Source organism: Nocardioides sp. S5-5, from assembly GCF_054954065.1.
In genome coordinates this window covers 3,260,460-3,281,268 of the sequence record NZ_CP199913.1, presented here as the reverse complement: position 1 = coordinate 3,281,268, position 20,809 = coordinate 3,260,460, and the positions used below count along the sequence as shown (strand labels likewise).

Below are 20,809 nucleotides of genomic sequence, written 5' to 3'. Positions count from 1 at the left end.
GGGCGTCCTAGGCTCGGATCGTGACCTACCCGCACCAGTCCCTGGCCGCCGACCCGCACGATCGTCTCGGCCTGCTCCGTACGGACCACGCGTGGCTGGAGGAGCGCTGGTCCGACCCGGCGGGCCGGGTGCTGGTGATTGCGGGGACCCGGGTGCGCCCCGGCCCCGTGGGGCTGGAGTGGGTGTCGACGGCGCAGGCGCCGGACGGCGTCCGGGTGCTGCTCGGGGAGCGCGGCGGGGTGACCTGGTGGGCGGTGATCGTGCCGGGCGAGGTGGCGCGGGCCGAGCCCGAGCGATGGCTTCCGCTGCGCGGGCTGCTGCCGCACCTCAGCGGTGAGCAGGTCGACCAGGCGCCGCTGGTGTTCCACGCGATCGGCCTGGCCGAGTGGCACTGGGCGCACCGGTTCTGCCCGCGCTGCGGCGGCACGCTGGAGCCGCGGTCGGCGGGACACGAGCTGGTGTGCGCCGGCTGCGGCAAGCCGCAGTTCCCGCGCTCGGACCCGGCGGTGATCATGCTCATCTCGGCCGGGGAGCCGGGGACGCCCGAGGAGCGCTGCCTGCTGGGGCGCAACCGCAACTGGCCGGTGGGACGCTTCTCGACCCTGGCCGGGTTCTGCGAGCCGGGAGAGGCGCTCGAGGACGCGGTCCGCCGTGAGGTGCTCGAGGAGACCGGCGTGGTCGTCGGCGACGTGTGCTACTTCGGCAACCAGCCGTGGCCGCTGCCCTCGAGCCTGATGCTCGGGTTCCACGGTCGGGCCGTGTCGGAGGAGATCCGGCTCGACGACGCCGACGTGGAGGACGCGCGTTGGTTCACCCGCGAGGAGATGCTCCGCCAGACCGAGGAGGGCACCCTGGTGCTGCCGGGCAGCGGCGTGTCGATCAGCCGCTCGCTGGTCGAGGACTGGTACGGCGGTGCGCTTCCCGGCAGCTGGTGATGCTAGGCGCCGAGCTGCTCGAGCTCGGTGAGCTTCGCCTTCACCTGCGCGACGCTGGGGTTGGTCTGCGCGGTGCCGTCGGCGTACACGAGTGTCGGCACGGTCTGGTTGCCGTCGTTGGCGGACTCGACGATCGCGGCCGCCTCGGGCTGCGCCTCGATGTCGACGATCTCGTAGGCGATGCCCTCGCGGTCCAGCTGGCTCTTGAGGCGGTGGCAGTAGCCGCACCACGGCGTGGTGTACATCGTGAAGGTCATCGGGGCGCTCTTTCCGGTCGGTTCGGGCTCGCCTTCACTCAACCACGCCGGTCGTGGGCTTGTTCCGGAGGCGTCGCCTCGCGCCCGGTCTGTCGGGGGCTCGGTCTAGGTTGGACGTCCCGACGCCGGCCCGTCCCGAAGGAGCGCCCCCACCCATGTCCGAGTCCATCGAACGGCTCCTCTCCGCGCTCGACCCCGAGCAGCGGCAGGTCGCGGAGACGCTGCGGGGTCCGGTGCGGGTGCTGGCCGGTGCGGGGACCGGCAAGACGCGGGCGATCACCCACCGGATCGCCCACGGCGTGATGGCCGGGGTCTACGCGCCGACCGAGGTGCTGGCGGTCACCTTCACGACGCGGGCGGCCGGGGAGCTGCGCCAACGGCTGCGCCAGCTCGGGGCGCCGGGCGTCCAGGCCCGGACCTTCCACAGCGCGGCGCTGCGTCAGCTGCGCTACTTCTGGCCCCACGTCCACGGCACCGAGCTGCCGACCCTCACCGAGTCCAAGATCCCGATGCTGGCCGCGGCCTGCCGTCACCTCGGCATCCGCGCCGAGCAGGCGCTGCTGCGCGACCTCGCCTCCGAGATCGAGTGGGCCAAGGTGAGCAACGTGGGGGCCGACGACTACCCGCGGATCGCGCCGGCCAAGGGCCGCTCGGTCGCCGACCAGACGCCCGAGGCGATCGGCCGCGTGATCGACGCCTACGAGCTGGTCAAGCGCGACCAGGGCCGGATGGACATGGAGGACGTGCTGCTGCTGACCGCCGGCGTGCTGGCGTCCGACGAGCGGGTGGCGGCGCAGGTGCGGCGGCAGTACAAGTGGTTCGTCGTCGACGAGTTCCAAGACGTCTCGCCGCTCCAGTCCGCGCTCCTCGACCTGTGGCTGGGCGGGCGCGACGAGCTGTGCGTCGTGGGCGACCCGGCCCAGACGATCTACAGCTTCGCCGGCGCCGACGCCGACTACCTCCGCGACTTCCCGAAGCGCTACCCCGGCACGACCTCCATCGAGCTGGTCCGCAACTACCGCTCGACGCCCCAGGTGGTCGAGACGGCCAACACCCTGCTCTCCGGCACGCCCAGCGCCGGCGTCGACCTGCGCTCGCAGCAGCCGTCCGGCTCGGCGGTGCGCTATGTCGGGGAGCCCGACGAGGTGGCCGAGGCGCGCAGCGTCGCCGACCGGATCCTGCGGCTGCAGCGCGGCGGGACTCCGTACGGCGAGATGGCGGTGCTGTTCCGGATCAACGCCCAGTCCGAGACCTTCGAGGACGCGCTCGCCGACCGGGGGATCCCCTACATCGTGCGCGGCGCGGCGCGCTTCTTCGAGCGGCGCGAGGTGCTCGAGGCGGTGACCCGGCTGCGGGGGGCGGCGCGGTCGGGGGAGAGCGACGACAGTCCGTGGCTCGAGGTGGTCAAGGACGTCCTCGGCGCCATGGGCTGGACCGCGGAGCCGCCGACCTCGCGCGGACAGGTGCGCGACCGGTGGGAGTCCTTCCAGGCGCTGGCCGACCAGGCCGACGAGTTCGCCACCGAGCGCGGCATCGAGGCGTCGGTGGCGACCTTCGTCGAGGAGCTCGACCGGCGGGCCGCCGAGCAGCACGCGCCGACCGCCGACGGCGTCACCCTGGCGACCTTCCACGCCGCCAAGGGCCTGGAGTGGGACGCCGTGTTCTGCTGCGGTGTCCAGGACGGCACGGTCCCGATCATCTACGCCGAGCAGGAGGGCGCGCGGCCCGACGCGGTCGAGGAGGAGCGCCGGCTGCTCTACGTCGGCATGACCCGGGCCCGGCGCGAGCTGATGGTGTCCTGGTCCGCCGCCCGCAACCCGGGACAGGCTCCGCGGCGCCAGCCCTCGCGGTTCATCGTGCCGATGCTGCCCGCGAGCCAGCAGCCGCAGCAGACCCGTGGCCGCACGAAGGTCGCCCGCTGCCGCGACTGCCTCCAGCCGCTGACCACGGCCGCGGAGAAGAAGCGCGGACGCTGCGCCCACCACCCGGTCCGCTACGACGAGGCGCTGTTCGAGCGGCTCAAGGCCTGGCGCCTGGAGACCGCGCGGGAGGCCGGCGAGGACGGCAAGCCGCTGCCGGCGTACGTCGTGTTCACCGACGCCACCCTCGAGCTGATCGCCGAGCACAAGCCGACCTCGATGGCCGCGCTGGCGAAGGTCAACGGGGTGGGGCCGAGCAAGATCGAGAGGTACGGCGACGCGGTGCTCGCGCTGGTCTCGGAGGGCACCTGAGCACCCCGAGGAGCGCGGTTTGAAAAAACCTCGAAAAACCTCGATAAATGATTTGCATGCCTCGTTGACCGGCCATTACGGTCGTCAGGCACGTTCCACTGCGCATCACAGCTCTGACAAGGCTGGCGCCCACACGCACCGAAGGAGGTGGCCCCTGATGGAGAACATGACGATGAACCCGGTCTTCACGGTGATGACGTCCGCTTGGCAGCCCACGCTGTCCGCGACCCTCGGCTGCGCCACCTCTGCCCTCGCGACCCTCGAGGTCCAGGGCATCGCCGTGCGTCCGGCCACGGTTTCGACCGCCGTCGTGCCGTTTGCCGTCGAGGCCAAGCGGGAGCGCGCCATCACCGGCACGGACCACCGTGGCAGCAACGCCGCCCACGTCCCGGGTGTCCACGCCTGGAGCCCACCGATCTGAGTCAGCTCAGCTCGGCAGCCTCCAGGCCGCGGAACCCGAATCAGACCGGGATCCGCGGCCTTCGTACTTCTCAGACCGAGATACGCGAAGTCCGGATCCCACGGAAATGACAACGCGATCAGGTGCATTGAGTTGAGGAGGTGAAAAGCAGATGACGACCAGTGTTCTCGAGCCGACGCTGGACGAGCTGCTGCCGTGCCGGCTGAACGACGCGGAGCTGTGGTTCGCCGAGTCCCCGTCGGACGTCGAGGCCGCCAAGGCGCTGTGCCTGGACTGCCCGGTCCAGAGCATGTGCCTCTCGGGCGCCTTGGAGCGGCGTGAGCCGTGGGGCGTCTGGGGCGGTGAGCTGTTCCTGGCCGGCGTGGTGATCCCGCGCAAGCGGCCCCGGGGCCGCCCGCGCAAGGACGCCGCGGCGTAGTCCACCCCTTCCGCAATCCGTATCGAACGACCTTGGGAGCTTGAGATGACCCAGTTGATGAACGAAGACCTGGCGCGTGCCCACATGGCCATGCGCCTGGGAGAGGCGCAGCAGCTGCGCGCGGCCAGCAGGATGGCCCGCGCCCGCCGCTTGAGCCGCAAGGCCGAGCGTGCAGCGCAGCAGGCTCGTCTCGCCCTCGCTCGCGCACTCTGAGTCCGCGTCGCGGACCAGCGAGACCGGAATTCTCCGAGGCCTCCTCGGAGGGCACCTGATCGCGGGTGAGAAGGAAGGGCCGGACCGACCGATCGTCGGGCCGGCCCTTCCGGCATCTCTGCGGTGCGACGCCCTACTCTGGCCGGGTGAGGGAGAGCGTCACCTGTGACTTCTGCGGCCGCCAGGCCGAGGGCGACGAGCCGCCGCTGACCTGGACGACGTCGGTCGAGCGTGGCCGGGGCCGCCGCTACTGCGAGGAGTGCTCGCGCACCCACCTGCGCTCGATGGAGGCCAAGCTCGACAGCGAGTGGTGGTAGCGCCGGCCCGGCGGGGCATCAGGGCAGGTCGAGGAAGCCGTCCCAGGCACAGCCGCACCACGGGTGCCGACCCCACGGGGTGAGGACCGGCGGGCCGGACGGGCCCAGGTCGACGGTGGTCGACCAGGTGCTGGGCTCCTCGCCCTCCACGAACCGGCTCAGGTCGCGCACCGCCCAGGCCAGGGCGAGCTGGTCGAGCACCGGGTCGCGCGGCGGTGGCCGTCCGGCGCACTGGCGGGCCGCCTGGGCTCTCAGGAGGGGCAGCCGCTGGTCGTGCAGCGACTCGTGGGCGTCGACGCAGCGCAGGCAGGCGGTGTGGCCGGGGACGACGAACGGGCCGATCCGCAGGCCGGTGGCGTCCCCGCCGATCAGGAGGTGCGGCACCGAGCCGCGCACCAGCGGGTCGAGCCGCTCGCGATCGAGAGGGCCGTCGGCGACGACCAGGCGGACCGTGGCGTCCTGTGTCGCCGTGGCGAGGTCCAGCCCGGCGGCGGCCACCAGCGGCGCGAGGGCGGCGCGGACGCCTGGCGGGGCGTCGAGGGCGACCGCGCTGGCTGCGCGGGCCGCCTGACGTCGTACGGCGTCCGGGCCGCTCTGGGCGAGCAGGTGGGCGGGTACGTCCGGCGCGGCGGCGTGGACCAGGCCGGCGTCGAGCAGCCGGGCGAGCGCCTCGGCCGCCTCGGCCGGCAGGTCGTCGGGGGGAGTGTGGCCGGAGGGCTCGGCGAGGTCGTCGAGAAGACGGCGGACGGCGGGGTGGTCGGGCAGCCGGAGGGCCGGAGCCGCCAGGCCGACCTGAAGCACGCCGGGGGAGCGGCTCAGCACCGGGGTGCCGGGGCGCAGCAGGTGGGTCCGGGAGGCCATGGCAGCAGCGTGGCACGCCGGCGCGCGCCCGCGTGCTGGTCATCCACAGGGCGCCGAGAAGACGCCACGGGCGGCTCCACCGCAGTGGAGCCGCCCGTGAAAGTCGGCTGAGTGCCTGTGGATCAGGCCGGCAGCGCGGCGGGAGGCGACCTCCGGCAGCTTGCTGCCTCTCGCGTCGCCGAAGACGCACTCGGCCCGATCGGTCAGGCCTTGCCGAGGATGCGGTTGAGGTTGGTGCCGCAGACGGGGCAGACGGCCTTGGCCATCCGGGTGCCCTTCTCGTTCACCTTGACCTCGCCCTCGGCCTCGCGCTTCTCCTTGCACTTGACGCAGTAGAACTCGCCGCTCCAGGTCTCCGCCATGACGGCCTCCTTGCTCATCTTTGTTCGTTCGGTCGTCGCGACGGGGACACGGGGGGAAGCCCGCCGGGGTCCGGAGCAGCACTCCGGACCTCCACGACCCTACGGCACGCTGCTGCGGAGTCGCAGTAGCGTGCCCCGCATGTCTGAATCCGCTGTGAACCCGTCCACACCGCCGTCGCTGACCCATCTGCGCCTCGAACGACCCGCGGAGGGGGTCGCGCTGCTGGTCCTGGACCAGCCCGAGCTGCGCAACGCGATGAGCGACGAGATGACCGAGTCGTGGGTGCGGGCGGTCGACCACCTCGCCGGCGACCGGACGGTGCGCGTCGTCGTGGTGACCGGGGAGGGCAAGGGCTTCTGCTCGGGCGGCAACCTGTCCTGGCTGGCCTCCGAGCCGGACGCGACGGTCGACGACCTGCGCGCGCGCATGCTGCCGTTCTACCACGCCTGGCTCTCGATCCGACGCCTGGAGGTGCCGACGATCGCCGCGATCAACGGGGCGGCGATCGGCGCGGGGCTGTGCCTGGCGCTGGCCTGCGACCTCAGGTACGCCGCCCGCGGGGCCACGATGGGCGTCCCGTTCACCAAGCTGGGGATCCACCCGGGCATGGCCGGCACCTACCTGCTGCCCGACGCCGTCGGGCCGGCCGCGGCCCGCGACCTGTTCCTGACCGGGCGGCTGGTGGACGCCGACGAGGCGCTCAGGCTGGGTCTGGTGTCGCGGGTCTGGGCGGCCGACGAGTTCCGTGCAGGCGTGCTGGCCACCGCCGCCGAGGTCGCGGCCGCCGCGCCGATCGCGACCAGGCTCACCAAGCGGGCGCTCCAGCACGGCCACGCGAGCCTGGAGACGGCGCTGGAGTGGGAGGGCCTGGCCCAGCCGGTCACCCTGGCGACCGCGGACCTGCTCGAGGGGATCCGGGCGGCGCAGGAGAAGCGGCCGCCGGTCTTCACCGGCCGCTGAGCGGCGCGGAGCCTGGGGCCAGACAGGAAGAGACCCCCGGTGCCGCGGCCTCTCGCTTGCCTTCCCCTTGCGAGCGAGGTGCCGCGGCCCCGAGGGGCCTCGTCGGGGACGAACCTAGGCATCCCGGCGGGCCTGGTCAATCCGGGCGCAGCGCGTCCTGTGGACAGGGCTGTGGATAAACCTGTGGACGGTGGGGGTGGGGTCGTGGATGGACGGGGGAGAACCGGGAACCAGGCTGTGGAGGACGCGGGGGCGGGGCGGGGGCCGCGGGCGTCGTACCGTCGGCTGACCAGCGAGGATGGGGCCGACAGGTTCATCCACGGCCTGTGGACAGACATTTCTCGAGGACGGATGAGCGCGTGAGCGAGCAGGGGTACGACGGCACGCCGGTGGCGGCGCTGCGCAGGATCGCGTTCCTCCTGGAGCGGGGCCGGGCGGACAGCTACAAGGTCAAGGCCTACCGCGGCGCGGCCGCGGCGATCCTGCCCCTGGATCCCGACGACGTCGCCGCCCGGGCCGCGGCCGGGACGCTCACCGAGCTGCCCGGGGTCGGCGCCAGCACGGCGCGGGTGATCGCCCAGGCGGCGGCCGGCCGGCTGCCGGACAAGCTGGCCGAGGCCGAGCAGCAGTACGGCGGCGCCCAGACCGCCGACGGTGCCGGGACCGCGCTGCGGGCACGTCTGCGCGGCGACCTGCACTCCCACTCCGACTGGTCCGACGGCGGCTCGCCCATCGAGGAGATGGCGATGACCGCGATGGAGCTGGGCCACGACTACCTCGTGCTCACCGATCACTCGCCGCGGCTCAAGGTCGCCCGCGGGCTCTCGGCGGAGCGGCTGACCCGGCAGCTGGCGGTCGTCGAGGCGGTGAACGCGCACCTCGGCGACGGCTTCCGGCTGCTCAAGGGGATCGAGGTCGACATCCTCGACGACGGCGCGCTCGACCAGACCGAGGAGATGCTCGACCGGCTCGACGTCCGGGTCGCCAGCGTCCACTCCAAGCTCGCCATGGACCCCGAGCCGCTGACCCGCCGGATGGTCGCGGCGGTCCGCAACCCGTTCACCAACGTCCTGGGGCACTGCACCGGACGACTGGTCACCGGCAACCGCGGCACGCGCGCGGAGTCCCGGTTCGACGCGCGGACGGTGTTCGAGGCCTGCGCGGAGGAGGGGGTCGCGGTCGAGATCAACTCCCGCCCCGAGCGGCGCGACCCGCCGACCCGGCTGCTCGAGCTGGCCCGCGACGTCGGTTGCCTGTTCTCGATCGACAGCGACGCGCACGCGCCGGGACAGCTCGACTACCCGCTGCTGGGCTGCGAGCGCGCGGAGGCCGCCGGCATCGACGCCGACCGGATCGTCAACACCTGGCCTGTGGAGCGGCTGCTGGAGTGGGCCGCCCCTGATCAGTGAGGTCCCACCACTCGAGCCGGGGGAGTCGTAGGGTCGGGCCATGCCCACCCCGCGCGTGGAGGTACGACGCTCGCAGCGCCGTCGTCGTACCGTCACGGCGTATCGCGAGGGCGAGACCATCGTGGTGCTGGTGCCCGACAACCTCTCGGTCACCGAGGAGCGCGCCTGGGTCTCGAAGATGGTCGCCCGCGTCGAGCGCAAGGAGCTGCGCGCCGCGGCTCCGCGCCGCTGGGACGACGAGGACCTGATGCGGCGCGCGCGGGAGCTGAGCGACGAGTATCTCGGGGGCATCGCGGTGCCGGAGTCGGTCCGCTGGGTCGGCAACCAGCGCACCCGCTGGGGCTCATGCACGCCGAAGGACCGCACCATCCGGCTCTCCGAACGGCTGCAGCGGATGCCGGAGTGGGTGATCGACTACGTGATCGTCCACGAGCTGGCGCACCTGATCGAGCCGCACCACGACGAGCGGTTCTGGGGCTGGGTCGCGCTCTACCCGGCCGCCGAGAAGGCCAAGGGCTACCTCGCCGGCTGGTCCGACGCCGCCCGGATCGACCGACCGCCGTCGGAGCAGGTCGTCCCGGGCGAGGACGTGGATTGAGCCACTAGCACAGGATCGCGCGGGCGCGGGCGATGAGCGCATGCATCGCGGGCTCGAGCTCGGGCAGACCGTCGAGCGGCCACCAGCGCACGTCGAGGGACTCCTCGCTGACCACGGCGACGGCCTCGGGCGGCGCGGCGGCGACGTAGCGCACGTCGAGGTGGTTGACCTCACCGCGCTCGCCGCAGAAGGGCACCGTGTGCAGGTCGAGCTGGACCGGCTCGGGGTGGAACACGAGCTCGAGCAGCCCGCTCTCCTCGTGTGCCTCGCGACGGGCGACGTCGGCCAGGGTGGCGTCGCCGTCCTCGCAGTGCCCGCCGAAGTGGAACCAGCGGCCCGCCTTGCGGTGCAGGTTGAGCAGCACCCGCTGCCCGGCCGCGTCGATGACGAGGGTGCCGGCCGTGATGTGGTCGGGGTACGCCGTGCGCCACATGCCGTCCGGCGTGGACGCCAGGTGGGCGACATAGCGCTCGCACAGCGCCCCCTCGGCGGCGTCGGGCGCGCGCCAGCTCCTGAGGACGCCCAGGGCGTCCGCGTGGAGGGTCACTCGGTGGGGGAGTCGGGGGCGTCGGGCGAGTCGGGACCGTCGAGCAGCCTGCGCAGCTCGGCGTCGAACTCGTCCTCGCTGAGCTCCTCGGGCTGGGTGGCCTCGGCGCGGAAGGTCAGCGGGTCGTCGAGGTCGGCGGCGGTGGGGAGCAGGTCGGGGTGCATCCACACGCCGTCGCGGGCCTCCTGGCCGGAGCGGGCGCGCAGGCCGCCCCACAGCGTGGAGGCGTCGCGCAGCCGGCGCGGGCGCAGCTCGAGGCCCACCAGTGCGGCGAAGGTCTGCTCGGCCGGTCCGCCGGCGGCACGACGGCGGCGGACCGCCTCGCGCAGCTTGGTGGCGGCGGGCATCCGCTCCGCGGTGGCCTGGCCGACGACCTCGTCGACCCAGCCCTCGACCAGGGCCAGCGCGATCTCGAGCCGGGACAGCGCGGCGGTCTGCGCCTCGGTCTGCGGCGGGTCGAACATGCCGCCCTCGAGCAGGCCCTGCATCGCCTCGAGGTTGCTCGGGTCGATGCCGCGCAGCTGCTCTTGGACCCGGTCCTGGATCTGCTGGGCGTTGATCTCCAGGCCGCGGGCGTAGTCGGTCACCGCGCCGATGAGGTGCTCGCGCAGCCACGGCACGTGCGCGAACAGCCGCTGGTGGGCGGCCTCGCGCAGCGCGAGATAGAGCACGACGTCGTCCTCGGTGACGTCGAGGCCCTCGGCGAACGCGCGGACGTTGGTCATCACCAGCGCCGCCTTGCCGGGGGCGCCGAGGGGGAGGCCGATGTCGGAGGCGGTGAGCACCTCGCCGGCCAGCGCGCCGAGGCCCTGGCCGATCTGCATCGCCATCATCCCGCCGACCGCCTGGCCGATGATGCCGACCAGGGGGCCGGCCGCGGCCTTCATCTCCTCGGGCAGGCCGCTGGACAGCCCGGTGACCGAGCGGGCCGCGACCGGCTCCACGAGCACTTGCCACACCGGCTGGGTCTCGACCAGCCACTCCGCGCGGCTCCAGGCGGCCGTCGTACCGACGCCGGAGGCGAAGCCGGTGGCGGCGTCGAGCCAGTGGTCGGCCAGCCGTACGGCGTCGGCCACCCGGTCCCGGTCGCGTTGGGTGGGCGAGGGATCGGGCTCCTGGGCGACGGCCTTGCGGGCCATGTCGTTGGCGGCGTCCCAGTTCAGCGGGCCGTCGTGGGGCTGCATCAGCGACTGCAGCTGCTGGAAGAAGGCCATCCCGCCGCCGGCGCCACCGGGGAGGGCGCCTCCGAGCGCGCCGAAGATCTGCTCGAACGGCGTGCCCTTGAACGGGTTCGGCTGGTCGTCGCCCGGGTTGTCGGTCATGGGTCAAAACTACGCCCGATCCACAACCTGCCGTGTCGGGGACAGCCCTGAGCCGACCCCGGACCTGACCCTAGAGTGGGCCGCATGCCGAACCCCGCCGTGCGCCTCGCCGCGATCTCCGACCAGCCGCTCTCGGTGAGCGACGTGCTCGAGCGCCTCGACGACGCCGGATCGGGCGGGCTGGTGCTCTTCGTCGGCCGGGTCCGCGACCACGACCACGGGCAGGGCGTCACCGGGCTGTCGTACTCCGCGCACCCCTCCGCGCTCGACCGGCTGCGGGAGGTGTGCGAGCGGATCGCCGAGGCGTACGACGTCACCGCGGTCGCCGCCGTCCACCGGGTCGGTGACCTCGAGATCGGCGACCTCGCCGTCGTCGTCGCCACGACGGCCGGGCACCGCGGGTCGTCGTTCGAGGCCAGCCGGGCGCTGATCGACACGCTCAAGGCGGAGGTGCCGATCTGGAAGCACCAGCGGTTCATCGACGGCTCGGACGAGTGGGTCGGCTCCCCGTGACGCGCGTGTCCTGACCGGACGGCGACCGGGCCCGACCTACCCTCGTGGAGTGGAGATCCTGCTCTGGCTGCTGCCGGCCGCCGCGCTCACCCTCGCCTCGATGGCGTGGGTCGCGTGGTGGGGCCGCGAGGGCCGGGGCGAGGTCGACCGCGAGACCGCGGCCCGCCGGCTCGGCGAGGCGCTGACCCGGGAGCAGCGCTCGCGCCCGGGGTACGCCGTCCCCGCGCGGGCGCCCGAGCGGCACACCGGCGTCGCCCTGCGCGCGTCCCAGACCCGGCCGTCGGTGGTGGCCGGTGGCGCCGAGGGAGAGCCGGTCGACGACGCCGCCGACGTGAGCGGCGACCGCCGCGCGTCCTGAGCCGGCCCCCACCGGCGGGTGCAGGCTCATTGGACTCATCTGACAAGGTAGGCGCCATGAGCCAGCGCCTGATCGCCGCCTGCATCGCGGCTCCGTTGGTGCTGATCTTGGGCGGCATCGCACTCGTGGTGCCGCTGCCGTACGCGTCGTACAGCCCCGGGCCGACGTACGACATCCTCGGCAAGGACGCCGACCAGGCCGAGGTCGTGCAGGTCGACGGGCACGAGGCGTACTACGACAAGGGCCAGATCAGGTTCACGACGGTGGTGGCCTCGTCGTACGGCCAGAGGCTGTCGCTGGGCGAGGCCCTGTCGCGCTGGCTCGACCCGGACAAGGCGATCCTGCCGTACGACGTCGTCCACCCGCCCGAGACGTCGCAGGCCGACGAGAAGGCCGAGGGCGCGGTCCAGATGACCACGTCGCAGGACGTCGCGAAGGCCGTCGCGCTCACCGAGCTGGGCTACCAGGTGCCGACCGCCGTGCAGGTGGCGCTGGTCGACGAGGACGGCCCGGCGAAGGACAAGCTGCTGGTCCGCGACGTGTTCAAGGAGGTCGACGGCGAGCCGGTCACCAGTGCCGACCAGATCGTCGCCGCGGTCCGCAAGCACGACGACGGCTCGCTCGTGGAGTTCCGGATCCTGCGCGACAAGCGCGAGCTGACCGTGCGGCTCAAGCCCGAGGAGATCGACGGCAAGCCGCGCGTCGGCGTCTCGCTCGGCCTGGGCTACGAGTTCCCGTTCACGATCAACCTGCGCGTCGACCCGCAGGTCGGCGGGCCGAGCGCCGGGCTGATGTTCTCCCTGGCCATCTACGACACGCTCACCCCCGGCTCCATGACCGGCGGCGCGACCGTCGCCGGCACCGGCGAGCTGGCGTCCGACGGCAAGGTCGGGCCGATCGGCGGCATCGAGCAGAAGATCGCGGGGGCGCAGGCCGCCGGCGCGAAGCTGTTCTTCGTGCCGAAGGACAACTGCGAGGATGTGAAGGGCCTGCACCCCGACCTGCGCCTGGTGAAGGCGACCACGATGCACGAGGCCCGCCTCGCGCTGGAGAAGTGGGTCGGCGACCACGACGCCGCCCTGCCGAGCTGCTGAGGACCAGCGATGGACTATGACCTGGACGTCGACCCGGCCCTGGCCGCCGCCGTGCTCGAGCTCGAGGGGCACCATGCCCGGGCGGGCTGGGACCAGCAGGCCCGGCTCTACGCCCTCGTCGACACCGCGCGCCTGGTGGCCCAGGAGCCCGCGCTCGCGGCCCAGCTCGGCCTGGACGCCCCGGCCGAGCAGGGCTCGCTGACGCCCGTGGAGCAGGAGGAGCTGCCGCCCGGGCAGCAGCTGGAGGAGGTGCTCCCCGGCATCCAGTGGCCCGACGTGGTCACCGGCTGCGCGGCCGTGGTCGAGCGCCTGGTGCTCCCGCCGGCCGCCGACGGCCAGGTGCCGGAGGACCCGGCGGCCGCCGCGGAGTTCGCGCGCGAGCACCCCGACGCCGAGGAGGTTCGCATCGTCGCGGGCGTGACCCGGCACGGTGCCGGCTACTGCGCGCTGCGGATGCGCAGCCACGACGAGGACAGTGCCGTCATGGGCGGCAACGATCTGGTGCCGGGGCTCCTGGAGCTGCTGCGTGCCACCCTGCTCGACGACGCGGAGGACGAGACCGATGAGTGAGCTGTTCGACGAGGAGCCGGAGCGCCCCGCGCCCGAGCGGCCCGGCCGTCGTACCCGAGCGTTGGTGATCACCGGTGTGGTGCTCATCGTCGGGTTCTTCCTGCTCAGCGCCTTCGCGAGCATCTACACCGACCGGCTCTGGTACAAGGAGGTCGGCTTCGGCGGGGTGTTCAGCACCATGCTGTGGACCCGGATCGGGCTGTTCCTCGCCTTCGGCGCGGTGATGGGCGGGATCGTCGCGCTCAACATGTACCTCGCGTTCCGGTTCCGGCCGCTGTTCCTCATGGCCGGGCCCGACGGGGTCGACCGCTATCGCGACGCCGTCACCCCGATCCGCGGCTGGCTGCTGGCCGGCGTCGGCGTGGTCGTGGGCATCTTCGCCGGCACCTCCGCGATCGGGCAGTGGCGCACCTTCCTGCTGTGGCGCAACGCCGAGCCATGGGGCAGCAAGGACGCGTACTTCAAGAAGGACATCGGCTTCTACGTCTTCGACCTGCCCTGGTGGAACTTCGTCATCGACTTCGTGATGGCCGTGGCGATCGTGTCGCTGATCGCGACCGCGATCGTCCACTACCTCTACGGCGGCATCCGGCTCCAGGTCGCCCACGACCGCCTCTCCGCGGCCGCCCAGGTCCAGCTCTCGGTCCTGCTCGGCGCGTTCGTGCTGATGAAGTCGGTCGACTACTACCTCGACCGCTACGACCTCGTCGCCGACGACCACCGGCTCTTCACCGGCATGAACTACGCCGGGGAGAACGCGATGCTGCCCGCGCGCAACATCCTGGTCGGCGTGGCGCTGATCTGCGCGGTGCTGTTCTTCCTCAACGTGTGGCGCAAGACCTGGCAGCTGCCCTCGGTCGGCCTCGCGCTGCTGGCCCTGTCCGCCGTCCTGCTGGGCATGATCTGGCCGGCCATCGTGCAGAACTTCCAGGTCAAGCCGTCGGAGGCCGACAAGGAGAATCCGTACATCAAGGTCAACATCGACGCCACGCGCGAGGCCTACGGGCTCAGCGGCGTCGCGACCGAGGAGTTCCCCGGCGCGCCCACAGGAACACCCGGCGCCGACGCCGCGCAGGCGGTGCTCGGTCAGCTCACCGCCGCGCCGGTCGTCGACCCGCAGCAGGTGCGCGACACCTTCCAGCAGCGCCAGCAGATCCGGTCGTACTACTCGGTGCCGAACGTGCTCGACGTCGACCACTACGAGATCGACGGCAAGAGCGAGCCGCTCGTCCTCGGCGCGCGTGAGCTCGACCAGTCCGGCATCGACGCCTCCGACCAGAACTGGTCCAACCTGCACACCGTCTACACCCACGGCGAGGGCCTGATCGCGGCCTACGCCAACCAGGTCGCCCCCGGTGACGAGGTCAACGGCCGCATCGTGTGGGCCGAGGGCATCGGCAGCGGCTCCAGCGGCCGCACCGACCTGACCGACGCCAGCAAGTTCGAGACCCGGCTGTACTTCGGCGAGCTGAGCCCGACGTACTCCATCGTCGGCAAGGCCAGCAAGGACGACGCCAGCGTCGAGCTCGGGCTCGCCAACGCCGGCAACTCGCCCGACGTGCAGCGCACGACGTACGACGGCAAGGGCGGCGTCCCGATCGGGAGCACGTTCAACCAGCTGATGTACGCCATCAAGTTCGGCGAGCCGAACTTCCTGCTCTCCGGGCGGGTCAACGGCAACTCGAAGGTGCTCTACAACCGCACGCCCACCGAGCGCGTCGAGAAGGTCGCGCCGTGGCTGACCGTCGACGGCGACCCGTACCCCGCGGTGGTCGACGGCAAGATCGTGTGGATCCTCGACGGCTACACCACCACCGACCGCTACCCGAACGCCCAGCGCGAGTCGTTCGCCGCCATGATCGACGACTCGCTGCAGCAGGACACCGGGCTGCAGACCATCCCCACCGACGAGATCAACTACATGCGCTCGGCGGTCAAGGCCACGGTCGACGCGTACGACGGCACGGTCACGCTCTACCAGTGGGACGAGGACGACCCGATCCTGAAGACCTGGATGAAGGCGTTCCCCGGCGCGGTCGAGCCGAAGTCGGCGATCGACGACCAGCTGATGCAGCACATCCGCTACCCCGAGGACCTGTTCAAGGTGCAGCGCTACCAGCTGGCGCGCTACCACGTCACCGAGGCGGGCGACTTCTACCAGGGCAACAACCGCTGGCAGGTGCCCGAGGACCCGAACGCGTCCCGCGAGGTGTTCCAGCCGCCGTACCGGCTCTATGCGACGGGCGCGGCCGACTCGGTCGACAGCGACTGGTCGCTGACGTCGGTCTTCGTGCCGTACCGCAAGGGCACGCTCGCGTCGTACCTGCAGGTCAACTCGGACGCGACGAAGGCGAACTTCGGCAAGCTGCGGCTGCTCGAGATGACCGACCAGAACTCGCCCGGTCCCGGCCAGGTCGTCAACGAGATGAAGCAGGACGAGCGGGTCATCGAGACGCTGCGCGACCTCAACGTGCAGCGGGACACCCCACCGCGCTACGGCAACCTGCTCACCCTGCCGGTCGAGGGCGGCCTGATCTACATCGAGCCGATCTACGTCGTACGGACCACGGGGTCGTCGAGCTTCCCGATCCTGCAGTACGTCATCGTCAAGTACGGCGAGAACGTCGGCATCGGCGAGACCCTGCCCGCCGCCCTCGGCGACGCCTTCGACATCGACCTCGCGACCGGCGAGCCGGCGCCGGACACCGGTCAGCCCGACACGGGGGAGCCGGACACCGGTCAGCCCGACACGGGCGAGCCGAGCGGCACGCTGGAGGAGCGGATCGCGGGACAGCTGCGCAAGGCCGACGACGCGTTCGCGGCGGCCACTGCCGCCCAGCAGAGGGGCGACACGGTCGAGTGGGCCAAGCAGCTCGAGGCGGCCCAGAAGGCCGTGGAGAAGGCCGTCAAGCTCGCCGACGAGCGCGACAAGGAGCGCGACGCGCAGTAGCTGCGACATGATCGCCCCATGCTGCTGACCCTCGACCTGGTCGGGATCTTCGTCTTCGCGATCTCTGGTGGGCTGGTCGCCGTACGCAACCAGCTCGACATCGTCGGCGTCGTGGTGCTGGCGATGGCGACGGGCCTCGGCGGCGGCGTCATCCGCGACGTCGTGATCGGCGCCGTGCCGCCCCCGGCCATCGCCGACTGGCGCTACCTGCTCGTCCCGGTCGTCGCCGGGCTGGTCACCTTCGGGCTGCACCCGGCCTTCGGCCGGCTCGAGCGCGAGATCAACGTCTTCGACGCCTTCGGCCTCGGCCTGTTCTGCGTCGCCGGCGCGCTGAAGGCGCAGGAGTACGGTCTCGGCCCCGCCCCCTCCGCCGCCCTCGGCATGGTCACCGGCGTCGGTGGCGGCATCATCCGTGACCTGCTCGCCGGACGCGTCCCCGTGATCTTCCGCCACGGCGAGCTCTATGCCATCCCCGCCCTCGCTGGCGCCGCCCTCGCGGCCACCGGCGCCGAGCTCGGCATCGCCCACGGTGTGATCCTCGCCCCGGCCGCGGTGGTCACGATCGGGTGGCGGCTGCTCGCCGTACGACGGGGGTGGCGGGCGCCCGTGCCCCGCCTGGAACCGCCGCCGTCATCGTCGTGAACGCCCCGATTTGGTGGCGTTTGGGGGTATGCCCTAACGTTGGGTTCACCGACGCGGGGTGGAGCAGCTCGGTAGCTCGCTGGGCTCATAACCCAGAGGTCGCAGGTTCAAATCCTGCCCCCGCTACAAAGAAAGTCCAGGTCAGCCACAGGTTGACCTGGACTTTTGCTTTGGGGGCAAACATGCGATCCCATCGTTTTACCCATCACATTGGCAGGTGCGCAGCGTCGCGCCGTCGGGCCTCAGCGTCGTCGGTGCTGGTCGCCTCGGGACTGCTCGTCCGGCCTTGCGCACCTGATGGGCATGAACACCACAGACCTGGGGCTGGAGCCCCTCATCGGGGTCGAGGAGCTTGCCGAGTACCTCGGTGTCCCCGTGCAGACCATCTATGACTGGCGGCTGTCCGGCCGGGCGCCGCGGGCCTACAAGTTCGGCAAGCACCTGCGGTTCGCGGCCAGCGACATTGCCGCGTGGCTGGAGGAGCGTCACGAGGGCGGGTCTCATGAGTAGGCCACGCATTCCCATCGGCGGGTACGGCGAGATCACGTTCATCCCGCGCGCGAAGGGCAAGGTGGAGGCCCGCACCCGTTTCCGCGACTGGGACGGCCAGACGCGGCTCGTACAGGCGACCGCCAGGTCGAGGCCGGCGGCCGAGGCCGAGTTGAAGCGGCGGCTTGCTGAGCGCAACGTGTTCCAGCCCGTAGACACGACGCTGACACCGGACAGCCCGTTCCCGGCACTGGTCGAGTACTGGCTGGCGGATCTGGACATGGAGAACCGAATCGCCCCGGCGACCCGGTTCAACTACGAGCGGGACATGAACCGGCTCGTGCTCCCGGCCTTTCGTGGCTACTCGCTGCGCGAGATCGGCGTTGCGCGCTGCGATGCTCTGCTCAAGCAGTTGGGTCAGGAGTCGTACTCGTCGGCGAAGCGGGCGCGGACTGTGCTGCGGCAATCGTTCGCGCTGGCGGTGCGGCACGAAGTGCTGGTGCGCAATCCGATCGACAACGTCTCCCGACTCCACAAGCCGAAACGGACCCCGACCGCGTTGACCGCCACCGAGGTCAACGCGATCCGCGCCGTAATCAAGGCCTGGGAACAATCAAGCGGCACCTCGGGTCCGAACCCCGACGGCCAACTCGGCCAGATCGTCGAGGTCATGCTCGGCACGTCGGCCCGGATCGGCGAAGTGCTCGCCATCCGGCGCCGCGATCTGGACCTGACGACGACGCCGGCGACGCTGCGGATCTGCGGCACGGTCATCTCTGAGCGCGGCGTCGGCACCTACCGACAAGAGCACCCGAAGACCGACCGTTCCAACCGGGTGGTCGCGCTGCCGTCCTTCACGGCGGAGGCGCTGCGCCGGCGGCTGGCGATCATGGCCGACCACTCGCTCGACGCGCTGGTCTTCTGCAGCAGGGAAAGTACGCCGCTCACGACGGCCAACGTGCGGCGCCAACTGCGCAAGGTCCTCGGCGCCGCCGGCATCGAAGGGGTCAGTCCGCACATGTTCCGTCGCACCGTCGCCACCGTGATCAACGAGCAGGCCAGCCTCAACCTCGCCTCGGAACTGCTCGGCCACACCGACCCGAAGGTGACGATCGAGCACTACATCCGCCGTAACGAGCAGGTGAACCCGCTGACCGCCGAACTGCTCGACCAGGCGTTCGCCCGCACCGACGACGCGTAATCCGGTTGGCCGTTGTCGGACCTCGTCCGTAGCGTCGAGGGCGGGTCGACCTGATGGGAAAGGAGCAACGATGAACGACGAGACCGACCAGGTTCGGGCGACCCCGAAGGGGGACGGGCACAAGTGCTTCGAGTGCGATGACGGCTGGGGTCCGCTGATCTCCGAGCTGGAGGTGAAGTTGAAGATTCTGTCTCCGGGCTATAGGCCCAGCCAGGTCAAGGAGAAGTTCGGTGGTCTGCGCTACTACGCCTGGCCCGCCGAAGGCGACGAGGAGACATCGGAGGCGTTCTTCGCGCTGATCCGGGATGCTGAGGCCAGGTCCTACGAAATCTGCGAGTGCTGTGGCCGGCCGGGTCGACTCCTCGCGCGAGGCGGGCGCGGCTGGTACAAGACCCTCTGCCCGAGGTGCGCTGAGCAACTCGGCTTCGAGCCCGAGCGCGATGATGACGAGGACGCCGAAACGTGACGTCGGTGGCAGAAGTATCACGGTTTCGTTATACTATTGCCATGACGACGAAGCCGTTGGCGAGAGACCAGCTGTGGGACATCGCGACCGCACAGCACGGCTACGTAACCGCTCAACAGGCGGCCGAGGCTGGCATCGGGAAACAGGCACTCCAGATGCTCATCCATCGCGGCACCTTGGAGCGCGCCGAGCACGGCGTCTATCGATTCCCGAACTACCCGGCGGGCGAACACGATCAGCTCGCCCTCGCGGTGCTGTGGACACGGGTGCCCGAGGCGGTCCTGTCGCACGAAACGGCGCTGGACTGCTACGGCATCAGCGACGTGAACCCCAACCGCACTCACCTCACCGTCGGCAAGCAGCGCCGCTTCCGTAGAGCGGGTGGAGACGACTACGTCGTGCACTACGAGGACCTCGCCCCGAATCAAATCGGCTGGTGGCAGGCGATCCCGACGGTCACACCGGCGACGGCCATTGCCCAGTGCCTGACCTACGGCACGCCGACGTACCTGCTGCGTCAGGCGATCGAGCGCGGCCATGGGCAGGGCTATCTGAAGGCGACTGAGCGCGACGAGCTTGCCGCCGCGTTGGAGGCTCGCCATGAACGATGAACACCTGGGCTCCAGGTTGGCCGCCCTGCTGCGCACCCTGAAGCCGAAGACCAAGGAGCCTGCCTCGGCCAAGGTCCTCAATACCTGGATCGCCCAGGCCGAGGGCAAGCTCGGCGACGAGGCGAAGGGCGGTCGGCTCGGTTGGCTGATCGCTTCCTCTGTCGCGATCGCCGCTGTGCAGCGAGCGATCGATGCCGAGGGTCGGCATCTGTTCCTGCTCAAGGGCGGCACCCTGCTGCAGCACCGGCTGCCGGCTACGGCCCGCACCACCAAGGACGTCGACGGTCTCATCCGTGGCGACCTCGACAAGTTCATCCTCGCCTTGGACGAGGCACTCGACGAACCGTGGGGTCCGCTCACCCTCCGGCGGGGCGAGGTCGAGACGGTCAACGTGCCGACCAAGCTCGTCAAGCCACGCCGTTTCGACATCATCCTTGAACTGCGAGGTGTGACCTGGCGCCGCATCCAATTCGAGGTCTCACCTGACGAAGCCGGCGTGAGCAACGAGCAGGAGACCATCGAGCCACCGCCACTCGCCGGATTCGGGCTGCCGGACCCGGATGCCCTCGTCGGGATCGCCATGCGCTTCCAGATCGCGCAGAAGCTCCACGCGGTCTCGGACCCGCACGAGCCGCCGGACTCGATCAACGACCGCGCCCGCGATGTCGTGGATCTGCTCCTGCTTCGCGACCTCGCCGCGTCGACCGGGAGCCCGACGCTGGCCGAGATCCGGCCAGCGGCAAAGGCGGTGTTCGCAGCCCGGGCCGATGAGGCCGCACAACTCGGCCTCGCGACCCGCGCGTGGCCACCGCTCCTCGCGGCTCACCCGCATTGGACCAACGACTTCGCCCGAGCGGTTGCCTCCGGCGGCGTAGCCCTGTCTCTCGACGATGCGGTTGCCGAAGTTAACGCCTGGATCAAGGAGGTCGATCTCATTGGACTCATCGACGAGGAGGCAAGGGCGGCGGAGGAAGCTGAGGCGACCAGCGACCCCGACGAGCCGCTGCCGTCCCACGTCAAGGTCACCCGTGGCAGGTCACCGCGACCCGACCGAGACTGACGC

25 protein-coding genes and 1 tRNA gene are annotated in these 20,809 nt (G+C 71.4%); 21 read left to right on the top strand and 5 right to left on the bottom strand.

What is annotated here, in order from left to right:
- The first annotated feature begins 20 nt into the window (after positions 1–20).
- Entirely contained in the window at positions 21–935 is a 915-nt protein-coding gene (nudC, locus tag ACUP6Y_RS15595) for an NAD(+) diphosphatase (protein ID WP_462551669.1), read from the top strand.
- Positions 936–937: 2 nt separating this feature from the next.
- On the opposite strand, the gene ACUP6Y_RS15590 is transcribed toward nudC, so the two are convergent.
- Positions 938–1,192, bottom strand: coding sequence for a mycoredoxin (locus ACUP6Y_RS15590; RefSeq protein ID WP_462551668.1), 255 nt, complete (start codon positions 1,190–1,192; stop codon positions 938–940).
- 155 nt (positions 1,193–1,347) lie between these two features.
- On the opposite strand from ACUP6Y_RS15590, the gene ACUP6Y_RS15585 reads away from it, so the two are divergent.
- From ACUP6Y_RS15585 to ACUP6Y_RS15565, 5 genes are all read left to right on the top strand, one after another.
- A complete protein-coding gene (locus ACUP6Y_RS15585) occupies positions 1,348–3,423 on the top strand; it encodes an ATP-dependent DNA helicase UvrD2 (RefSeq protein ID WP_462551667.1) in 2,076 nt (691 codons plus the stop codon).
- Between the two features lie 157 nt (positions 3,424–3,580).
- A complete protein-coding gene (locus ACUP6Y_RS15580) occupies positions 3,581–3,844 on the top strand; it encodes a hypothetical protein (RefSeq protein ID WP_462551666.1) in 264 nt (87 codons plus the stop codon).
- A 151-nt stretch (positions 3,845–3,995) separates the two neighbouring features.
- A complete protein-coding gene (locus ACUP6Y_RS15575; RefSeq protein ID WP_141003398.1) occupies positions 3,996–4,262 on the top strand; it encodes a WhiB family transcriptional regulator in 267 nt (88 codons plus the stop codon).
- Positions 4,263–4,307: 45 nt separating this feature from the next.
- Entirely contained in the window at positions 4,308–4,475 is a 168-nt protein-coding gene (locus tag ACUP6Y_RS15570) for a hypothetical protein (protein ID WP_462551665.1), read from the top strand.
- Positions 4,476–4,621: 146 nt separating this feature from the next.
- Positions 4,622–4,792 carry a hypothetical protein gene (locus ACUP6Y_RS15565; protein WP_462551664.1) on the top strand — a complete coding sequence of 57 codons (171 nt, stop codon included), beginning with the start codon at positions 4,622–4,624 and terminating at the stop codon, positions 4,790–4,792.
- Positions 4,793–4,810: 18 nt separating this feature from the next.
- Here ACUP6Y_RS15565 and ACUP6Y_RS15560 read toward each other — a convergent pair whose 3' ends face one another.
- Positions 4,811–5,653 carry a hypothetical protein gene (locus tag ACUP6Y_RS15560; RefSeq protein WP_462551663.1) on the bottom strand — a complete coding sequence of 281 codons (843 nt, stop codon included), beginning with the start codon at positions 5,651–5,653 and terminating at the stop codon, positions 4,811–4,813.
- A 203-nt stretch (positions 5,654–5,856) separates the two neighbouring features.
- Positions 5,857–6,015 carry a DUF5679 domain-containing protein gene (locus tag ACUP6Y_RS15555; protein ID WP_238408271.1) on the bottom strand — a complete coding sequence of 53 codons (159 nt, stop codon included), beginning with the start codon at positions 6,013–6,015 and terminating at the stop codon, positions 5,857–5,859.
- Between the two features lie 139 nt (positions 6,016–6,154).
- Between ACUP6Y_RS15555 and ACUP6Y_RS15550 the strand changes: the two genes are divergently transcribed.
- The 3 genes from ACUP6Y_RS15550 to ACUP6Y_RS15540 all read left to right on the top strand — a co-directional run bounded on the left by ACUP6Y_RS15550 (position 6,155) and on the right by ACUP6Y_RS15540 (position 8,983).
- Complete coding sequence (locus tag ACUP6Y_RS15550; RefSeq protein ID WP_462551662.1) at positions 6,155–6,976, top strand: enoyl-CoA hydratase/isomerase family protein; 822 nt, start codon at positions 6,155–6,157, stop codon at positions 6,974–6,976.
- Positions 6,977–7,335: 359 nt separating this feature from the next.
- The gene (locus tag ACUP6Y_RS15545) at positions 7,336–8,385 is read left to right on the top strand and encodes a PHP domain-containing protein (RefSeq protein WP_462551661.1); all 1,050 of its coding nucleotides are present in this window, start codon (positions 7,336–7,338) and stop codon (positions 8,383–8,385) included.
- 40 nt (positions 8,386–8,425) lie between these two features.
- The gene (locus ACUP6Y_RS15540; RefSeq protein ID WP_462551660.1) at positions 8,426–8,983 is read left to right on the top strand and encodes a M48 metallopeptidase family protein; all 558 of its coding nucleotides are present in this window, start codon (positions 8,426–8,428) and stop codon (positions 8,981–8,983) included.
- A gap of 4 nt (positions 8,984–8,987) precedes the next feature.
- Here the strand turns inward: ACUP6Y_RS15540 and ACUP6Y_RS15535 are convergent, their stop codons facing one another.
- Positions 8,988–9,530, bottom strand: a complete 543-nt coding sequence (locus ACUP6Y_RS15535; protein WP_462551659.1) for an NUDIX hydrolase — start codon at positions 9,528–9,530, stop codon at positions 8,988–8,990.
- Positions 9,527–10,852 carry a zinc-dependent metalloprotease gene (locus tag ACUP6Y_RS15530; protein ID WP_462551657.1) on the bottom strand — a complete coding sequence of 442 codons (1,326 nt, stop codon included), beginning with the start codon at positions 10,850–10,852 and terminating at the stop codon, positions 9,527–9,529. Before ACUP6Y_RS15530 ends, ACUP6Y_RS15535 begins: the two co-directional genes overlap by 4 nt.
- A gap of 84 nt (positions 10,853–10,936) precedes the next feature.
- Here ACUP6Y_RS15530 and ACUP6Y_RS15525 point away from each other — a divergent pair, with 84 nt between their 5' ends.
- The 12 genes from ACUP6Y_RS15525 (at position 10,937) to ACUP6Y_RS15470 (ending at position 20,806) form a co-directional block, all read left to right on the top strand.
- On the top strand, positions 10,937–11,365 hold the full coding sequence (locus ACUP6Y_RS15525) for a molybdenum cofactor biosynthesis protein MoaE (protein ID WP_462551656.1): 429 nt from the start codon (positions 10,937–10,939) through the stop codon (positions 11,363–11,365).
- A gap of 49 nt (positions 11,366–11,414) precedes the next feature.
- The gene (locus ACUP6Y_RS15520) at positions 11,415–11,723 is read left to right on the top strand and encodes a hypothetical protein (protein WP_462551655.1); all 309 of its coding nucleotides are present in this window, start codon (positions 11,415–11,417) and stop codon (positions 11,721–11,723) included.
- Between the two features lie 56 nt (positions 11,724–11,779).
- Entirely contained in the window at positions 11,780–12,817 is a 1,038-nt protein-coding gene (locus ACUP6Y_RS15515; RefSeq protein WP_462551654.1) for a YlbL family protein, read from the top strand.
- Between the two features lie 9 nt (positions 12,818–12,826).
- Positions 12,827–13,387 (top strand): PPA1309 family protein, encoded by a 561-nt coding sequence (locus ACUP6Y_RS15510; RefSeq protein ID WP_462551653.1) that lies wholly within the window; start codon positions 12,827–12,829, stop codon positions 13,385–13,387.
- Complete coding sequence (locus tag ACUP6Y_RS15505; protein ID WP_462551652.1) at positions 13,380–16,337, top strand: UPF0182 family membrane protein; 2,958 nt, start codon at positions 13,380–13,382, stop codon at positions 16,335–16,337. The genes ACUP6Y_RS15510 and ACUP6Y_RS15505 overlap by 8 nt, the downstream gene beginning before the upstream one ends.
- A gap of 18 nt (positions 16,338–16,355) precedes the next feature.
- Positions 16,356–16,979, top strand: a complete 624-nt coding sequence (locus ACUP6Y_RS15500) for a trimeric intracellular cation channel family protein (RefSeq protein ID WP_462551651.1) — start codon at positions 16,356–16,358, stop codon at positions 16,977–16,979.
- 52 nt (positions 16,980–17,031) lie between these two features.
- Positions 17,032–17,105: transfer RNA gene (locus ACUP6Y_RS15495), tRNA-Met, on the top strand.
- Between the two features lie 177 nt (positions 17,106–17,282).
- A complete protein-coding gene (locus tag ACUP6Y_RS15490) occupies positions 17,283–17,489 on the top strand; it encodes a helix-turn-helix transcriptional regulator (protein ID WP_462551650.1) in 207 nt (68 codons plus the stop codon).
- Positions 17,482–18,669, top strand: coding sequence for a tyrosine-type recombinase/integrase (locus ACUP6Y_RS15485; protein WP_462551649.1), 1,188 nt, complete (start codon positions 17,482–17,484; stop codon positions 18,667–18,669). The genes ACUP6Y_RS15490 and ACUP6Y_RS15485 overlap by 8 nt, the downstream gene beginning before the upstream one ends.
- A 70-nt stretch (positions 18,670–18,739) precedes the next feature.
- The gene (locus ACUP6Y_RS15480) at positions 18,740–19,135 is read left to right on the top strand and encodes a hypothetical protein (RefSeq protein ID WP_462551648.1); all 396 of its coding nucleotides are present in this window, start codon (positions 18,740–18,742) and stop codon (positions 19,133–19,135) included.
- A gap of 41 nt (positions 19,136–19,176) precedes the next feature.
- A complete protein-coding gene (locus ACUP6Y_RS15475) occupies positions 19,177–19,746 on the top strand; it encodes a type IV toxin-antitoxin system AbiEi family antitoxin domain-containing protein (RefSeq protein ID WP_462551647.1) in 570 nt (189 codons plus the stop codon).
- Positions 19,736–20,806 carry a nucleotidyl transferase AbiEii/AbiGii toxin family protein gene (locus tag ACUP6Y_RS15470; RefSeq protein ID WP_462551646.1) on the top strand — a complete coding sequence of 357 codons (1,071 nt, stop codon included), beginning with the start codon at positions 19,736–19,738 and terminating at the stop codon, positions 20,804–20,806. The genes ACUP6Y_RS15475 and ACUP6Y_RS15470 overlap by 11 nt, the downstream gene beginning before the upstream one ends.
- Positions 20,807–20,809 lie beyond the last annotated feature (3 nt).

Coding starts and splice junctions, on each gene's coding strand:
- ACUP6Y_RS15590 (WP_462551668.1), bottom strand. CDS start 1,192: ATGACCTTCACGATGTACACCACGCCGTGGTGCGGCTACTGCCACCGC.
- ACUP6Y_RS15585 (WP_462551667.1), top strand. CDS start 1,348: ATGTCCGAGTCCATCGAACGGCTCCTCTCCGCGCTCGACCCCGAGCAG.
- ACUP6Y_RS15580 (WP_462551666.1), top strand. CDS start 3,581: ATGGAGAACATGACGATGAACCCGGTCTTCACGGTGATGACGTCCGCT.
- ACUP6Y_RS15575 (WP_141003398.1), top strand. CDS start 3,996: ATGACGACCAGTGTTCTCGAGCCGACGCTGGACGAGCTGCTGCCGTGC.
- ACUP6Y_RS15570 (WP_462551665.1), top strand. CDS start 4,308: ATGACCCAGTTGATGAACGAAGACCTGGCGCGTGCCCACATGGCCATG.
- ACUP6Y_RS15560 (WP_462551663.1), bottom strand. CDS start 5,653: ATGGCCTCCCGGACCCACCTGCTGCGCCCCGGCACCCCGGTGCTGAGC.
- ACUP6Y_RS15555 (WP_238408271.1), bottom strand. CDS start 6,015: ATGGCGGAGACCTGGAGCGGCGAGTTCTACTGCGTCAAGTGCAAGGAG.
- ACUP6Y_RS15550 (WP_462551662.1), top strand. CDS start 6,155: ATGTCTGAATCCGCTGTGAACCCGTCCACACCGCCGTCGCTGACCCAT.
- ACUP6Y_RS15540 (WP_462551660.1), top strand. CDS start 8,426: ATGCCCACCCCGCGCGTGGAGGTACGACGCTCGCAGCGCCGTCGTCGT.
- ACUP6Y_RS15530 (WP_462551657.1), bottom strand. CDS start 10,852: ATGACCGACAACCCGGGCGACGACCAGCCGAACCCGTTCAAGGGCACG.
- ACUP6Y_RS15525 (WP_462551656.1), top strand. CDS start 10,937: ATGCCGAACCCCGCCGTGCGCCTCGCCGCGATCTCCGACCAGCCGCTC.
- ACUP6Y_RS15515 (WP_462551654.1), top strand. CDS start 11,780: ATGAGCCAGCGCCTGATCGCCGCCTGCATCGCGGCTCCGTTGGTGCTG.
- ACUP6Y_RS15510 (WP_462551653.1), top strand. CDS start 12,827: ATGGACTATGACCTGGACGTCGACCCGGCCCTGGCCGCCGCCGTGCTC.
- ACUP6Y_RS15505 (WP_462551652.1), top strand. CDS start 13,380: ATGAGTGAGCTGTTCGACGAGGAGCCGGAGCGCCCCGCGCCCGAGCGG.
- ACUP6Y_RS15500 (WP_462551651.1), top strand. CDS start 16,356: ATGCTGCTGACCCTCGACCTGGTCGGGATCTTCGTCTTCGCGATCTCT.
- ACUP6Y_RS15490 (WP_462551650.1), top strand. CDS start 17,283: ATGAACACCACAGACCTGGGGCTGGAGCCCCTCATCGGGGTCGAGGAG.
- ACUP6Y_RS15485 (WP_462551649.1), top strand. CDS start 17,482: ATGAGTAGGCCACGCATTCCCATCGGCGGGTACGGCGAGATCACGTTC.
- ACUP6Y_RS15480 (WP_462551648.1), top strand. CDS start 18,740: ATGAACGACGAGACCGACCAGGTTCGGGCGACCCCGAAGGGGGACGGG.
- ACUP6Y_RS15475 (WP_462551647.1), top strand. CDS start 19,177: ATGACGACGAAGCCGTTGGCGAGAGACCAGCTGTGGGACATCGCGACC.
- ACUP6Y_RS15470 (WP_462551646.1), top strand. CDS start 19,736: ATGAACGATGAACACCTGGGCTCCAGGTTGGCCGCCCTGCTGCGCACC.